The following is a 15,658-nucleotide window of genomic DNA, read 5'->3' as shown; positions in this document are numbered from 1 at the left end:
CAAAGACCGGAATAACGATACTGCGGTATAAAGAATAATTGTATGGAAAGTTTGCTGCAAATAATATTTATGCTTGCTATTCTAAAATTTTCGGCAAAAGCAACCTTTTACTCGAAATATTGGGGAGTTGTTTTATTCGCTCTAGCTGCAGGTATTTTTGCCTATGCCATCTATCCATTGGTAATAAAAAATGAACTGAAGGTATTTACCGGGATTTTTTCAGAGAGAGCGAAAGTTACCGATTTGGCTATTGTAATAACGGCTGAAGCCATTGCCGGTATAATGATAAGTATGGCAGTTTTACATGATTACTATGTTTCTACAGAAAAAAGAAAATGGTTTTCTTTTTTTAGACCACTTCCGGGAATTGTTATAGCAGGGGCTATATTTTATATCGAATTAAAAGCCTTCTATTTCTTTCCCGGTGTTCATTTTGGAATGGCAGCTTTTATTATTGCCGGTGGTTTAACATTAGTTGTTGGTATCCTCTCTGTTATTATCCGGCTTTTTTTGTTGGTAGAAGATATGCGACAGGAACTGGTGTTTTATATCAATATATTATTGCTTTTGGGAGCGGTTATTCTAAACGCCGGACTTGCCGATTATAACCAGAGTAGTTATAATTCAGATGTAGGCTTACCAGGGTTACTGGCCTTTTTGCTGCTTATTTACTTTCTTGGAGCTGCCGGGTATTTTATTCAAAAAACAAAGAATAAAGGAAAACTGAAAAATTTACAGAAATGGATATAATTACAAACTGGCTCTATTGGCTCACAACCGGCTTACTGGTGCCGGTAATTGTTTTTTTGCTGATTTTTTTTGTCAGATCGTTGTTATTGGCCGGAAAGTTCTATGGCATTTATGTGTCGAGGAGCCGCACAAACCAAAAACTAAAACAATTGCTCGACGAAAAACCTGTTCACGAATTTTTGGAAGAATTTCAATTGTCGCAATACCCTAGTAATACTTTGATTGATTTTATTGATAAAATAAAAAAGAAAAAAATATCGAAAGCCCTGCTGGAAAAGCTGATTGGCGACTATGAAATACTGGCCGATGCCGACCTTGGAAAATCTAAAAGTCTTACCAAACTGGGGCCAATGCTCGGATTGATGGGAACTCTTATTCCCATGGGACCGGCACTAACAGGCTTGGCAAACGGCGATGTGGCAACTATGGCGCACAACATGCAGGTGGCTTTTGCCACAACGGTGATTGGTGTATTTATCGGTGCCATTGGTTTTATAACCTTACAAATTGAACAACGCTGGTATGCCGACGATTTAAATACGCTGGAATATATTACCGGATCGTTACTTGAAAAGGCGGATCTAAACACGATTTCGGTCAATAACAAAAAAATGAGTTATGAGAAGGAGACGGTTGTTACAAAAGAATGAAGACCAGGATCCGTTGTCGGTTTTAACCAATCTGTTTGATATAGCCATGGTTTTTGCCGTGGCATTGATGGTAGCCTTGGTTACCCGTTACCAGATGAATGAATTTTTCTCGAAAGATGATTTTACAATGGTTAAAAATCCCGGAACGGAACAAATGGAAATTATCACTAAAAAAGGGGAGAAAATAGAAAAATATAAACCATCTGAAGATACAAACGAAAATGGGACAAGAGGGAAAAGGGTTGGTGTTGCATATCAACTGGATGACGGACAGATTATTTACGTGCCGGAATGATTGTATGAGATGAAAAGTGGCATTACGAACTTTTGTTAATTTTTAATATCAAAAAATACCAATAAATGGGGATTGCCGGGAAAAAATATATTGAGTTGTTTTGTATAAACGAACATTGTTCATTAATGCAAACACAAAAAGAAGGGATTAGAAAAATCATTCTGCAGGTAGCCCGCAAAGAATTTATAGAAAAGGGATTTAAAGATGCTTCTATGCGGAATATAGCAAAGGATGCAAAAGTAGGGCTAAGTAATATTTATAATTATTTCAGGAATAAAGATGAAATATTCCGTGAAATATTATCAGGCCTTTTAAGTGCAATGGACAAAGTAATGGAAGAGCATAACAGCCCCAAATATATCAGTGTCGACATTTTCAGTTCGGAAGAATATATGCGAAGCCAGATTGATATGTTTGTGAAACTAATCGATAATTACAAAGAAGATTTCAAGCTGTTATTATTCAAATCCTCCGGCTCCTCACTTGGTAATTACCGGGAAGAGTTTATTGAATTACAGACCCAGGTTGGCAAAGAATACATTGCCCTGATGAAAGAAAAGTTTCCGACAATTAACGGTGGGGTATCTGATTTTTTTATTCACACCATGAGTTCCTGGTGGATGAGCATAATAGGCGAACTGGTAATGCACGATTTATCGCACCGAGAACTGGAGGATTTTATCAGGGAGTATATGGAATTCGGAACTGCCGGCTGGAAAAAGCTAATGCAGGTGAAAGATTAATCATTTTGAACAAACATGAACATTGTTCTTTTTTGAAAACTTATAAAAAAAATTTAAATATGAATACATTATCAAAATTACAACTCTATATGACCGGCAGGAAGGCACTGCTCCCCGGTTCTTTAGTCTTATCAGCCATCAGTGCGCTGACAGGTATGGCACCTTATATTTTAGTGTGGTTTATTATTCGTGAATTTATTACTGCAGGAGGAATTTCCTCTTCCGCCCTTGTTCAAAAATATGCATGGTGGGCAGCCGGGTTGGCGATAGCCAGCATTTTGCTTTATTTTTTAGCCTTGTCTGCTTCCCATCTGGCAGCTTTCAGGGTTGAATGCAATATGCGGAGGTATGCAATGAAAAAAATAGTGAAGATGCCACTTGGCTTCTTCGACAACAATACCAGCGGGCGAATCCGAAAAATCATCGATGACAATACCAGCATTACGCACAGTTTTCTGGCCCATCAAATGCCCGATCTTGCAGCAACAGTTGTAATGCCGGTAACAGCTATTGTTTTAGTATTTGTCTTCGACTGGCGGCTTGGTTTGGCATGTCTTCTCCCTATCATTTTATCCATGTCCATAATGAGTTTTATGATGGGCAAAAGAGGGCGGTATTTTATGCAACGCTACATGGATTCTCTTGAAGAAATGAACACCGAAGCTGTTGAATATGTCCGCGGGATTCCTGTGGTTAAAGTATTCCAGCAAACTGTTTTCTCCTTTAAAAACTTCTACAACAGCATTGTAAGATATAAAGATATGGTTACTAAATATACCAAAATATGGAGGGTGCCCATGTCGGTATATACGGTAATTATTAACGGTATATCGTTTTTTCTGGTTCCTGCTGCTATTTTGCTTATCGGGCATACGGGCAATTATGCAAGCGTAATCCTAAACATGTTTTTATACATTCTTATCGCCCCGGTTTTTTCGCAAAGCATTATGAAAAGTATGTACATGAACCAGGCATTCGGGCAGGCCAAAGAAGCCATCGACCGGCTGGAGAACCTGACTTCAGAAAAACAAATGCCGGTACCTGCCCAACCAAAATCTATAAATAAGCACGACATCATTTTTAAGAGTGTTTCTTTTAGCTATCCCGCGGCAAACAAAAAGGCTGTTGACAATGTCAGTTTTTCTATATCGGCTGGGAAAACAGTGGCGCTGGTAGGTGCTTCCGGTGGTGGTAAAACAACTATTGCCCGCCTGGTGCCCCGTTTTTGGGATGCCGACGATGGTGAGGTTTTAATCGGCGAAACGAATGTAAAAGATATTGAACACAAAGAACTGATGGACCACATTTCGTTTGTGTTTCAGAATACCTGTTTATTTAAAACCAGCCTGCTGGAAAATATTAAATACGGAAATCCTTCGGCAACAATTGAAGAAATAAACCGGGCTGTTGATTTGGCACAATGCCGCGAAATAATCGACCGCCTGCCCAATGGCTTAAATACTAAAATAGGAACGGAAGGGACTTATTTGTCGGGTGGCGAGCAGCAGCGTATTGTTTTGGCACGGGCTATATTAAAGAACGCCCCGATTGTGGTTTTGGATGAAGCAACTGCTTTTACCGACCCCGAAAACGAACACCTTATTCAACGTGCGCTTGGAAAACTTACCAAAGGAAAAACGGTGCTGATGATTGCCCACCGGCTTACCAGTATTAAAGATGCCGACAATATTCTGGTGATAAACAAGGGAAAAATTGCCGAACAGGGAAGCCATAAAGAATTATTAATGAAAGAAGGGATTTACACCAAAATGTGGAAAGAATATCAAAAGTCAGTACAGTGGACTATAAAAGCTTCCTCTAATAACTTCTCCCAGCATGAAGAACAAGGAGTTGAAAACCTGGCAAATACTTTCTCCGAAAAATAATCTTCGCTTACACAGGTGTTGTGCAAAATTCAGACTAATAAAATATCCTGAAGAGGCAAATTAAAATTTAAAAAATGAAACAACAAAATAACAATACAGCTGCTAATTCCTTCCCCGTTTGGGGAGTTAGAGGGGGCTTCTTTCAAAAACGTTTAGCCCTTTCGGAAAAAGGCGCAAAAGATTTTATAACCGGAACTTTATTTACAACATTGCTCGATATAGCACTTATGCTACCAGCAGTATTTATCTTCCTGTTTCTCGAAGAATATCTGAACAAAGTAATAAATCCTTCCTCTTATGTTTTACATGGTTTTTGGTATTATGTTTTGCTTGGTATCGGGTTTATGCTGATTATGTTCTTCATCGCAATGCTTCAATATAAAAGCACATTTACAACCATTTACGATGAGAGCGCCAACCGGCGTATTTCGCTGGCCGAGAAACTTCGCAAATTGCCCCTGGCATTTTTTGGCGAAAAAAACCTTTCCGACCTCACTTCAACCATAATGAATGATAATACCGATTTGGAACATACCTTTTCGCATGCGGTGCCGCAACTGTTTGCTTCTGTTATCAGCATCGTGTTAATTGCTATTGGTCTGTTTTTTTACAACTGGCAACTTTCGCTGGCTTTATTCTGGGTGGTTCCTTTTGCAGCAGCAATCCTTTTTATTTCTAAAAAACTGATAAACAAAGAGAATAAGATTGGATACCAAAATAAACGCGATGTAAGTGAGAAAATACAGGAAGGTTTAGATACGATACAGGAAATAAAATCTTATAACCAGGAAGATACTTATGTAGAAGAACTGCACAAAACTATTGATACGTATGAGAAACAATTAATACGCGGCGAATTACTGACGGGGATGTTGGTTAACTCGGCTCAAAGTTTTTTAAAACTCGGACTGGCAGGGGTAATCATTGTAGGAGCAAATATGGTCGCAGCCGGTAGTGTTAGTTTGTTCGTATATTTCATTTTCTTAATGATATCGGCCAGTATTTTCAATCCTGTTAACGAGGTATTTAACAACCTGGCAGCATTGTTATACCTCAATGTGCGCATCAACCGGATGAACGAAATGCAGGCCATGCCCATTCAACAGGGAGAAACAGATTTTAAGCCTGATAATTATGATATTGAATTCCACGATGTTGACTTTTCGTACGGAGAGGGAAAGCAGGTATTGCAAAACGTATCGTTTACGGCTAAGCAAGGTGAAATAACAGCTTTGGTAGGCCCGTCGGGAGGCGGAAAAAGTACATCGGCAAAACTGGCCGCACGTTTCTGGGATATTGGTAAAGGAAAGATTACGCTTGGCAAACAGGATATCAGCAAAATAGAACCTGAAACGCTATTGAAAAACTATTCTGTTGTATTTCAGGATGTGGTATTGTTCAATGCTTCCATAATGGACAATATCCGCTTAGGCAAACGTAATGCAACAGATAAAGAAGTAATGCGCGTGGCCAAACTGGCACAATGCGATGAGTTTGTAAGCAAAATGCCCCAAGGCTATGAAACAGTTATTGGAGAAAACGGAGAAACCCTTTCAGGCGGAGAACGTCAGCGCATTTCGATTGCCCGCGCATTATTAAAAGATGCCCCGATAGTCCTTCTTGATGAAGCCACAGCCTCGCTCGATGTGGAAAACGAGACCAAAATACAGGCAGGAATTTCGGAGCTGATACGCGATAAAACAGTATTAATTATTGCCCATAGGATGCGTACCGTGGCCAATGCCGATAGAATTGTGGTGCTAGCCAATGGCGGAGTTGCAGAAACCGGTTCGCCGGAAGAATTAAAAAATCAAAAGGAAATTTTCTCTAAAATGATGGAGCGACAAATGCACCCTATCCAAAATTAACAGAAACAAATACCTGCAATGAAAAAACCTTTAACCGGAATTATTGCTTTCCTTATCGTATTATTAACCATGCCGCTGGGGCATGCAGCCATGATCCTCATGGAAAAAGGCTTGGGGCATGAACATGTTTACAAAGCAGCCCTAATATTAGGATTTATTGGAATAGTATTTCTTGTTGTTGGTATTCTTTCAAAAAAAGAAATATCTGCAACGCTTTGGGGGTTATTCGGAGGCCTTTTCGTGTGGACCGGTTGGATAGAATTTGCATTTGTGTATTATGCTAACCGTTTTGGAGTTGAGCCGCTTGTAGAGAATGGAGAAATTATTACCAAACCCGAATATTTAATCATGCCATCGTCGGTTGGGTTTTGGGCTGTGTTTATGTTGTATTATTTAGTTGGAACGCACAGCGGCTGTCGTCTGTTTTTGTGGTTTCAGAAAAAACTGAAAATAGACAAAAAGATTCCGCTACCGAAGTCGCCACGTAATCCGGCACTCGCAACTTTCATGGAAATGATTATGCTTTTATGGACTTTTTACATGGTGTTGCTTTTTGCCTACGATCCCAGTTTTGCCGGCGACAGGCATCCGGTAACCTATTTCGTTGCGTTTGCATCGCTTCTCTGGTCGCTTATCCTGTTTGTTAAACTTATAAAAATAGACCATTTAGCTTATGCTATCCGGTATGCCGTGCCAACCGTAATTATCTTCTGGAATTTTGTTGAAATACTGGGCAGGTGGAATATGCTCAAAGAGGTATGGATTGAGCCGGCAAAATATTGCTTAGAAATGCTGTTAATGCTATTTGTACTGGTAATATTAACTACTACAATTATGTTTCGCAAAAAGAAGATCATAAAGAAATATTAACAACCGCTTATCGTCGCTTAAGTATAGCCAACCAGAAAGCTCTAGGCGACTTTTAGAAACGAACTAAAACAAAAAAATGAAAATCCAAAAAATCAACACCTTTTTTAAAAAAGTGGGCGGGTTCCAGCTCAGGTACCGCTGGCATTTGATAATCTTTGCCTTGCTTTTTACTGTATTCGGAATTTTTGGTCTTCAGAAAATGCACATCGCCAATGCACGCGATGACTGGTTTGACGATAAAGAAGCCATTGAAATTGCCACCGAAGAATTTGAAGACCAGTTTGGCAACAACGATAACATCAGTATCCTTATTGAAGCAGACGATGTTTTCGACCCGGAAGTGCTTACCATGATGAAAAATATTGGGCAGGAATTGGTTGATAGTGTGCCTTATGCTGATGAAATTACTTCGCTGGTCGATATGGAAATATCGGTAGGGACCGAAGAAGGAATTGAGGTCATCAATCCCTTTAAAGATAGTATTCCCACCAATCCTGAAAGACTGGAAAAGATTCGTCAGTTGGTGTTATCCCGAAAAGCTATGAAGGGAAAAGTTGTATCGGAAGATTGTACCGAAACCTGGCTCACTCTCTCCTTACTGGAATATCCTGAAAAAGAGGAATGGGAAAAAGTAACCGATAAAGACCCGATGTTTCAGTCGGGCGAAGTGGCTATATGCATTATTACCAATCCTAAGTGGAAAAGTGACAAATACACGTTGAAACCGGCAGGTACTCCTTATACTGAAACCGAAGAACGCGATTTTTTCGGGGCGGAAATGATGAAACGTTTCCTGTCGGCATTTATCGCTATGATTATCTTGTTAGCGCTGTTTATCCGTTCCTTCCGGGGTGTTATTGTTCCTTCTGTTACTACCATTCTCGGAGTAATAGTTGTATTCGGAGGCATGGGCTGGCTGGGCATTGGCATCGACCAAAACATGATGATGCTTCCCATGATTCTGGGTATGGCGCTGTCAGTTGGCTATTCCATTCACCTGATTAATGCGTTTAAGCGTATTTTCAGAAAAACAGGAAAGCGCAAAGAAGCGGTGATAAAAGCCGTTGAAGAAACCGGCTGGCCTATCTTTTTTACTGCAATCACAACTATTGGTTCTGTAATGTCCTTCGTCACCGCCGGAATCATGACTATTGCATGGGTTGGTTATGCATGTGCTGCCTTTGTTCTTATCGATTACCTGTTTGTGATTATCCTTATTCCCATATTAATGAGCTTTGGAAAAGACAAAGCAATAAAAGAAGAGGATATAAGCAAAATTCCTTTGTTTGAAAAATGGATGGAAAACATCGGGCAGTTTGTTTTAAAAAAGAAAGTTGCTGTGCTGATTTTCTTTGCTGCCTGTATTGTAATTATAGCCCCGGGAATCCGCAACGTCACCACCAATATGGATATCTTTGAATTTCTGGGGACAAAAGTTCCTTACGTCAAACGGATTTACGATGTGACACAATCGCAGTTAGGTTCTTATCTCACCTATAATATTACAGTGAAATTTGATGAACCTGATGCCATAAAAGACCCTGAAGTACTTCGAAAATTTGATGCCTTGCTGGATACCGTTTCTGCATTTGAACTCACTAAAAAGAATAAAAATGCTGCTTCGGTTTTTTCTATCCTCGATATTATTAAAGAGATGAACCAAACCCTGCACAGCGACAGTGTTAAATACCATACCATCCCCGGCAACAGCGATATGATTGCACAGGTATTATTGCTGTATGAAATGTCGGGCGGAACAAAAACCTTTAACTGGATAGACGAAGATTATTCGATGTTGCGGGCGCAGGTTCAGGTTGAAAAATTTTCAACGGATGAAATTGTAAGAGAACTAAATAGTATAAAAAGAATAGGAAATGAAAGTTTTCACGGAGCTAAAGTAAATTATGTGGGAAGTGCGGTACAGTTTGCCGAATTAAATAAAAAAATTGTAACCGGGGAACTAAAATCGATTATTTGGGCATTCGTAATTATTGGCCTTCTACTTGTTGTTGTATTCGGCAGCGTTAAAACCGGACTCATAGGAATGATTCCCAACCTGATGCCGATGGTAGTTATTGGCGGTTATATGGGGCATTTTAATTCACCGCTCGATATGATGACCATGACCATACTGCCTATGTTGCTGGGTATTGCCGTTGATGATACCATCCATTTTATTAACCAGATTAAAGTTGAATTTGAAGAATGTGGAAAATACAACCAGGCAATCATAAATACCTTTCACACAGTCGGTAAAAACCTGGCTATGACAACCATTATTTTGTGCATGAGTTTCCTGATGTTTACCTTCTCGCCAGTGGCCAATATGGTTCGGCTTGGGTATTTAGCAGTTCTGGGTTTAATGGCAGCTTTATTTACCGATTACTTCGTAACTCCGGCATTGATTAGATTAACCAAACCTTTCGGAAAAGAGAAAAATTAGCTGTTAACTGAAAAGTCGAATAACAAAAAATATATGGAAGACAGGATAAATAAAGAGCGAAAATTTTGGGACTCATTTGCGAAAAGGTACGATAAGAACCGGAAGAAATCGGGGACAAATGAAGCCTATAAAAACCTGTTCAAAATATTTAAGGAAGACATTGCCGGGATTGAAAATTTATTGGAGACCGCTACCGGTACAGGTTTAATTTCTTTACAACTAAGCAGCCTGGTTTCTGAAATTACCGCCATTGATTTATCGCCTGAAATGTTAAAAATTGCACAGGAAAAAGCGAGAAAACAAGAAGTTGTAAATATAAATTTTAGGGAAGGCGATATATGTAATCTGGATTTTCCCAATAACTTTTTTGATGCTGCAATCGCTTCAAATGTGCTACATCTGCTTTTCGAACCGGGAAAAGCTATGCAGGAAATAAAACGGGTGGTAAAACCAGGAGGGACAGTGATAATCCCAACCTACTGTCATGGAGAAAATTTGCAGAGTCATTTTTTTTCGCGTTGTATGAATATTATGGGATTCAGGGCACGAACACGATGGTCGGTTGTATCATTTCAAGAATTTGTTAAAGAAAATGGCTTTGAGATTGTCAGACAGGAAATATTAAAAGGGGCAATACCTATGGTTTACCTGGTAGCAATGGATAGTGGCAGCAAGGAAAATGGTACTCAAAATCATCAAAATACAAATATAAATACCAGTAGTCAGCAGCCATAAGCAAATAGCATAAGAAATGAGACAAAGGAAAAGATACAGGAGGCAGATTGCAGGTAATCTCGAAGTCAGAGACAAATCCCTGTCCGGCTTGAAAACAGGCGAATCAGCCATTATAACAAAGGTACACGGGCATGGGGGTTTCCGGAAACGTATTACCGAAATGGGCTTTATAAAAGGGAAAAAAGTTACGGTAATAAAAAATGCCCCATTAAAAGACCCCGTGGAATACAAAATAATGGGTTACAATCTTTCTTTAAGACGAAGCGAAGCCCGGATGGTGGAAGTTGTATCCGAATCCGATGTAGAAAATCTTTCCGAAATCGGATTTAATGGTATTACCGTGGAGGAAAAACTTAATACTTCAGCCCGGAAAAAGGGAAAATTTATCAATATCGCCCTGGTAGGAAACCCTAATAGTGGAAAAACAACGTTGTTTAACTATGCTTCTGGTTCGCGCGAACGGGTGGGAAATTACGGCGGTGTAACAGTTGATGCAAAAGAAGCTGTTATGAAAAAATACGGCTACCGTTTTAATATTGTCGATTTGCCCGGCACCTATTCCATTACCGAATACTCTCCTGAAGAGCTTTTTGTCCGCAACCATATAACCGAAAAAATGCCCGACATTGTGGTAAACGTGGTTGATGCTTCGAACCTTGAACGCAACTTGTACCTTACTACTCAACTCATCGACATGGATATAAAAGTGGTGATAGCCCTGAACATGTACGATGAACTGGAAAAGAAAGGTGTGGATTTCGATTATAAAGCCTTGGGGAAGATGATGGGGATACCTATTATCCCTACCATAGCTTCCAAAGGAAAAGGCATTGGCAAATTGTTGAAAAAATTAATTGACAGTTATGAGGACCGGGATCCGAATATAAGACATGCCCACATCAATTACGGGGAAATGATTGAAAACGGGATCAAAAATATCCGTGAAAAGCTATGTGAAAATCCCGGGTTAACCGATAAATATTCTCCGCGATATATTGCCATCAAGCTTATCGAAACAGATAAAACCACCATGAGACAGCTTACAAAGCTACCGAATTACGAAGAAATAGAATTTACGGCAAATAAGGTGGTGAAAAGGCTGGAACAGGAATATGTCGAACCCTCCGAAACCATCATTACCGACGCTAAATACGGATTTATTACCGGGGCACTAAAGGAAACATACAGGGAACCAAAACAATTTCACGGAAAAGTGCGTAACCTCGACGACCTGTTTACCCATAAAATACTCGGCTTCCCGATATTCCTTTTTTTTATATGGCTGATGTTCCAGGCTACTTTTACAATAGGCAGTTATCCGATGGACTGGATCGATATGGGAATTGCTACGTTAAGTTATTGGATTAGCAACATAATGCCCGGAGGTGTATTAAAGGATTTGTTGGTAGATGGTATTATTGGTGGTGTTGGAAGCGTTATTATTTTCCTGCCCAATATACTGATACTGTTCTTCTTTATTTCCCTGTTGGAAGATACCGGTTATATGGCTCGTGCCGCGTTTATCATGGACAAATTAATGCATAAAATAGGCCTGCACGGGAAATCGTTTATCCCTTTACTCATGGGTTTCGGGTGTAATGTCCCGGCAATTATGGCAACGCGAACACTGGAAAACAGGAACGACAGGCTCCTTACTATGCTAATTGTACCTTTTATGTCGTGCAGCGCCCGCCTGCCCGTGTATGTGCTGCTCATTTCCGCCTTTTTCCCTGCCAGGCAGGGGTTGATATTGTTTTTTATTTACCTGATAGGGATAATAATAGCGGTTATTGTTGCCCTGGTTATGAAAAAAGTTGCCTTTGCTAAAAAAGAAGTGCCTTTCGTAATGGAGCTTCCGCTTTACCGCATCCCTACGCTTAAAAACACCACCTTGCACATGTGGCACAAAGGGCGGGAATACCTGAAAAAAATGGGTACGGTAATCCTTGTTGCCTCCATACTGATATGGGCATTGGGATATTTCCCGCGAAACGTTTCGTACAGCCAAGATTACGACAGCCAAATAGCTGCATTGAACAACAACACGGAACTTGATGAAACAGCCCGGGACAGCCAGGTTCAACAACTCGAAATATTGCAGGAGTCAGAAAGGCAGGAACAATCATTTATTGGCAGGCTTGGCCATGCTATTGAGCCTGTTATTGAACCACTTGGCTACGACTGGAAGATGGGGGTAAGCATACTTACAGGACTGGCAGCCAAAGAAGTAGTGGTTAGCTCCATGGGCGTTTTATACAATGCAGGCATGGAAGCCGACGAAACCTCCGGGGCGTTGATTTCCAATCTGCAAAATCAGGTACATCAATCGGGAAAATTAGAAGGGAAAAAAGTGTTTACTCCTTTGGTGGCATTCAGTTTCATGCTGTTTGTTTTAATCTATTTCCCGTGTATTGCAGTAATTGCCGCAATAAAAAAGGAGTCGAACTGGGGATGGGCAATATTCACGATGCTCTATACTACCGGGCTGGCATGGCTCGTGGCTTTTGCAGTATATCAGGCCGGAAATTTTTTATGATAATTTTAAAAATTATGCAACTGGTAATCGTACATATAATTCTTGATTTAACCTTGGTATACGCAGTATATATAATCATAAAACAGATTTGCCGAAAAGGTAGCCTTTGTGGCGAATGCCAAAAATGTGAGAAGAAAAAACAAACATCAGGAATAGATAAAAATTACTGTGAACGATAAAAGAATTCATAATGGGACAAAAAGAAACATACTGGTCGCGTTTTGCCGACAATTTCGAAGAACGAAACAATTATGTGGTTGGGAAGGCTGATGTCGACCTTATTTTAAAAAAGGTTGCGGCATTGAAAAATTTAGGGAATGTGCTTGAACTAGGATGTAGCAATGGCACTTTCTCAAAAGTACTGGCGAACAACTCAGATTCACTTTTGGCTACCGACTTATCTGAAAAAATGGTGGGAGTGGCAAGAGATTGCCTTAAAACGTTTAATAATATCCGGGTTGAAAAAGCCGATTGTTTCGACCTGCCATACTCCGACAACAGCTTTGATACGGTGTTTATGGCCAATCTTATCCATATTGTCCCTAATCCAGAAAATGCAATAAAAGAATGTAAAAGAGTACTAAAAAAGGATGGTTCTTTAATCGTAGTTAGCTATACTCAAAAAGGGATGAGACTTCGTTACAAGACCGGGTTAATTTACCGCTACCTTAAAACGTACGGTAAACCACCCAAAGGCGGTAGAAATTTTGGGTTAGAAGATGCTACCAGCCTTTTGAAATCATATAAATTCAAAATAACGAATACAGAGTTGATTGGCAAGAAATCGAAAGCACTTTTTATAAAAGGTCAAAAAAAGTAGAAATTAAAAAAGATATGTTTCATCACCATGAAAATCATCATCACAACAGAAACCTGCAAGGGAAAAAGCTCCTGTGGGTCACCCTGCTGAATATTTCTATAACGATAGTGCAAATAATCGGAGGGCTAATTTCCAACAGTTTATCGCTGTTGTCCGATGCCTTGCACAACCTTGGCGATTCGTCAGCTATATTTATTGCATTTGTAGCCGGAAAAATTAGCCGGAAAAAACCCGACGCAAGTAATACATTTGGATATAAACGAATAGAAATACTGGCAGCGCTTTTTAATGCCATTGTACTTATAGCAATTTGTGTCTTCCTGTTTTACGAGGCTTACGAGCGGTTTATCAGCCCGCAGCCCATAAAAGGGAAATTAATGCTTGTTATTGCAATATTTGGCTTACTGGCTAACTTGATATCTGTGGTGATTTTGCATAAAGACAAATCGCACAGCCTAAATGTAAGAGCTGCCTACCTGCATTTATTAGGAGATACGCTTTCGTCGGTAGCCGTAATTGCTGGTGGGCTTGCAATATGGACTTGGAAAGTTTACTGGATAGATCCGCTTATCACGGTTTTGGTAGGTATTTACATTATCTGGCACACCTGGGGCATTGTTAAAGAAACTGTTGATATTTTGATGCAGGCTGTTCCGCATGACATTGATATTGAAAAAGTAAAAGCTGAAGTTGAAAAAATAAACGAAGTGGATAACATCCACCACATGCATGTTTGGAAACTCGATGATTCTCAGACACACCTCGAAGCCCATTTAAATCTTATAAATAACATTGATATGATAAAAATGATGGAAGTGAAAGGAGAAACAGAACATTTACTTCGCGAAAAATTTGGTATCCGGCACATCACCCTGCAAGTGGGTTACAACTGCTGCAAGGGGAATAATAACCTGATAAATACTAATAACAGTTAAAAACATCATTATGTTGCAGACAAAACAAATTCAGGAATTACTGGGAAAGGATTCAACATTACTCGAATTTTCTTCGCCCAACATTAATAAAAAGATGATAACCACACCTACCCCAAATGTCGTTGATAACATTTTTTTATCGTCTAGCCGAAACAATCGTGTGCTTGGGAACCTGAACCGGTTATACAATTCAGGACACCTTTCCGGCACAGGCTATCTGTTAATCTTACCTGTTGACCAGGGAATTAAGCATTCAGCGGAGGCTTCGTTTGCAAAGAACCCGATATATTCTGATGCTGAGAATATTATAAAGTTTGCTCTTTCTACCGGCTGCAACGGGATCGCTTCTACGCTGGGAGTACTTGGAACTGTTTCGCGGAAATATGCTCATAAAATTTCGTTTATTGTAAAGCTAAATCATAACGAGTTGCTCACTTCACCCAGTACTTTTGACCAGATTCTTTTTACTTCAGTTGACCAGGCTTATAATATGGGAGCTGTCGGAATTGGGGCTACGATTTGTTTCGATTCAACTAAATCTGAAAGTCAAATAGCAGAAATCAGTAAAATTTTTGACTATGCACATCGAAAAGGGCTATTTACAATTTTATGGTGTTATCTCAGAAATAGCAATTTCAAAAGAAATAAAAATTACCATGCTTCTGCAGACTTAACAGATCAAGCTAACCATTTAGATGTAACCATTGAAGCAGATATTATCAAACAAAAACTTCCTGAAAAGAATGATGGTTATAAAGCTTTGAATGCTGACAGGAAAAAATTAGGGAAATACGAACAGATTTATTCCGAATTAAGTTCTGATAATCCCATCGATTTGGCACGCTGTCAACTCTTGAACAATTATGCAGGACGTATCCCTTTAATTAATTCCGGCGGAGCTTCAGTAGACAACGATATTGCCGATGCAGTGCGGACAGCCATTATTAACAAACGTGCCGGCGGAAGTGGGTTGATACTGAGGAGAAAAACTTTTCAAAAGCCTTTTGAGGAAGGTGTTTCTATAGTTGAGGCCGTTCAATCAGTGTATTTAGATGAAAAAATAACTATTGCGTAATGAAAAGGCCGAAAGACAGAGGTTGGTAAAACTTCGATTTTCGGATCCCAGA

13 protein-coding genes are annotated in these 15,658 nt (G+C 39.7%); all 13 read left to right on the top strand.

Translation table 11 applies throughout. The annotated features are described in order from the left end of the window. Nucleotides 1-42: 42 nt before the first annotated feature. On the top strand, nt 43-750 hold the full coding sequence (locus GM418_RS29225) for a hypothetical protein (protein ID WP_158871637.1): 708 nt from the start codon (nt 43-45) through the stop codon (nt 748-750). Next, complete coding sequence (locus tag GM418_RS29220; RefSeq protein WP_158871635.1) at nt 741-1,400, top strand: MotA/TolQ/ExbB proton channel family protein; 660 nt, start codon at nt 741-743, stop codon at nt 1,398-1,400. The genes GM418_RS29225 and GM418_RS29220 overlap by 10 nt, the downstream gene beginning before the upstream one ends. Further along, nucleotides 1,369-1,695: a DUF2149 domain-containing protein gene (locus GM418_RS29215; RefSeq protein ID WP_158871633.1), complete on the top strand. Its 327-nt coding sequence runs from the start codon at nt 1,369-1,371 to the stop codon at nt 1,693-1,695. Before GM418_RS29220 ends, GM418_RS29215 begins: the two co-directional genes overlap by 32 nt. Nucleotides 1,696-1,820: 125 nt before the next feature. Continuing rightward, on the top strand, nt 1,821-2,438 hold the full coding sequence (locus tag GM418_RS29210; RefSeq protein WP_217447633.1) for a TetR/AcrR family transcriptional regulator: 618 nt from the start codon (nt 1,821-1,823) through the stop codon (nt 2,436-2,438). 59 nt (nt 2,439-2,497) lie between these two features. Beyond that, complete coding sequence (locus tag GM418_RS29205; RefSeq protein WP_158871629.1) at nt 2,498-4,324, top strand: ABC transporter ATP-binding protein; 1,827 nt, start codon at nt 2,498-2,500, stop codon at nt 4,322-4,324. A 74-nt stretch (nt 4,325-4,398) separates the two neighbouring features. Continuing rightward, complete coding sequence (locus GM418_RS29200; RefSeq protein WP_158871627.1) at nt 4,399-6,192, top strand: ABC transporter ATP-binding protein; 1,794 nt, start codon at nt 4,399-4,401, stop codon at nt 6,190-6,192. An 18-nt stretch (nt 6,193-6,210) separates the two neighbouring features. Then, nucleotides 6,211-7,062: a hypothetical protein gene (locus GM418_RS29195; RefSeq protein ID WP_158871625.1), complete on the top strand. Its 852-nt coding sequence runs from the start codon at nt 6,211-6,213 to the stop codon at nt 7,060-7,062. A 76-nt stretch (nt 7,063-7,138) separates the two neighbouring features. Continuing rightward, nucleotides 7,139-9,505, top strand: coding sequence for an efflux RND transporter permease subunit (locus tag GM418_RS29190; RefSeq protein WP_158871623.1), 2,367 nt, complete (start codon nt 7,139-7,141; stop codon nt 9,503-9,505). Nucleotides 9,506-9,538: 33 nt separating this feature from the next. Continuing rightward, nucleotides 9,539-10,240 (top strand): class I SAM-dependent methyltransferase, encoded by a 702-nt coding sequence (locus GM418_RS29185; RefSeq protein WP_158871621.1) that lies wholly within the window; start codon nt 9,539-9,541, stop codon nt 10,238-10,240. A gap of 16 nt (nt 10,241-10,256) precedes the next feature. After that, a complete protein-coding gene (gene feoB, locus GM418_RS29180; protein ID WP_158871619.1) occupies nt 10,257-12,776 on the top strand; it encodes a ferrous iron transport protein B in 2,520 nt (839 codons plus the stop codon). A gap of 190 nt (nt 12,777-12,966) precedes the next feature. Then, entirely contained in the window at nt 12,967-13,596 is a 630-nt protein-coding gene (locus GM418_RS29175) for a class I SAM-dependent methyltransferase (protein ID WP_158871617.1), read from the top strand. A 14-nt stretch (nt 13,597-13,610) separates the two neighbouring features. Beyond that, entirely contained in the window at nt 13,611-14,531 is a 921-nt protein-coding gene (locus GM418_RS29170; protein ID WP_217447632.1) for a cation diffusion facilitator family transporter, read from the top strand. Nucleotides 14,532-14,541: 10 nt separating this feature from the next. Then, nucleotides 14,542-15,606, top strand: a complete 1,065-nt coding sequence (locus tag GM418_RS29165) for a class I fructose-bisphosphate aldolase (RefSeq protein ID WP_158871615.1) — start codon at nt 14,542-14,544, stop codon at nt 15,604-15,606. Nucleotides 15,607-15,658: the final 52 nt, after the last annotated feature.

The sequence above is a fragment of the Maribellus comscasis genome (assembly GCF_009762775.1).
GTDB classification, from domain to species: Bacteria; Bacteroidota; Bacteroidia; order Bacteroidales; family Prolixibacteraceae; genus Draconibacterium; species Draconibacterium comscasis.
The sequence above is the reverse complement of the archived record's forward strand: the minus strand, read 5'-3'. Positions and strand labels throughout refer to the sequence as shown.

Coding starts and splice junctions, on each gene's coding strand:
- GM418_RS29225 (WP_158871637.1), top strand. CDS start 43: ATGGAAAGTTTGCTGCAAATAATATTTATGCTTGCTATTCTAAAATTT.
- GM418_RS29220 (WP_158871635.1), top strand. CDS start 741: ATGGATATAATTACAAACTGGCTCTATTGGCTCACAACCGGCTTACTG.
- GM418_RS29215 (WP_158871633.1), top strand. CDS start 1,369: ATGAGAAGGAGACGGTTGTTACAAAAGAATGAAGACCAGGATCCGTTG.
- GM418_RS29210 (WP_217447633.1), top strand. CDS start 1,821: ATGCAAACACAAAAAGAAGGGATTAGAAAAATCATTCTGCAGGTAGCC.
- GM418_RS29205 (WP_158871629.1), top strand. CDS start 2,498: ATGAATACATTATCAAAATTACAACTCTATATGACCGGCAGGAAGGCA.
- GM418_RS29200 (WP_158871627.1), top strand. CDS start 4,399: ATGAAACAACAAAATAACAATACAGCTGCTAATTCCTTCCCCGTTTGG.
- GM418_RS29195 (WP_158871625.1), top strand. CDS start 6,211: ATGAAAAAACCTTTAACCGGAATTATTGCTTTCCTTATCGTATTATTA.
- GM418_RS29190 (WP_158871623.1), top strand. CDS start 7,139: ATGAAAATCCAAAAAATCAACACCTTTTTTAAAAAAGTGGGCGGGTTC.
- GM418_RS29185 (WP_158871621.1), top strand. CDS start 9,539: ATGGAAGACAGGATAAATAAAGAGCGAAAATTTTGGGACTCATTTGCG.
- feoB (WP_158871619.1), top strand. CDS start 10,257: ATGAGACAAAGGAAAAGATACAGGAGGCAGATTGCAGGTAATCTCGAA.
- GM418_RS29175 (WP_158871617.1), top strand. CDS start 12,967: ATGGGACAAAAAGAAACATACTGGTCGCGTTTTGCCGACAATTTCGAA.
- GM418_RS29170 (WP_217447632.1), top strand. CDS start 13,611: ATGTTTCATCACCATGAAAATCATCATCACAACAGAAACCTGCAAGGG.
- GM418_RS29165 (WP_158871615.1), top strand. CDS start 14,542: ATGTTGCAGACAAAACAAATTCAGGAATTACTGGGAAAGGATTCAACA.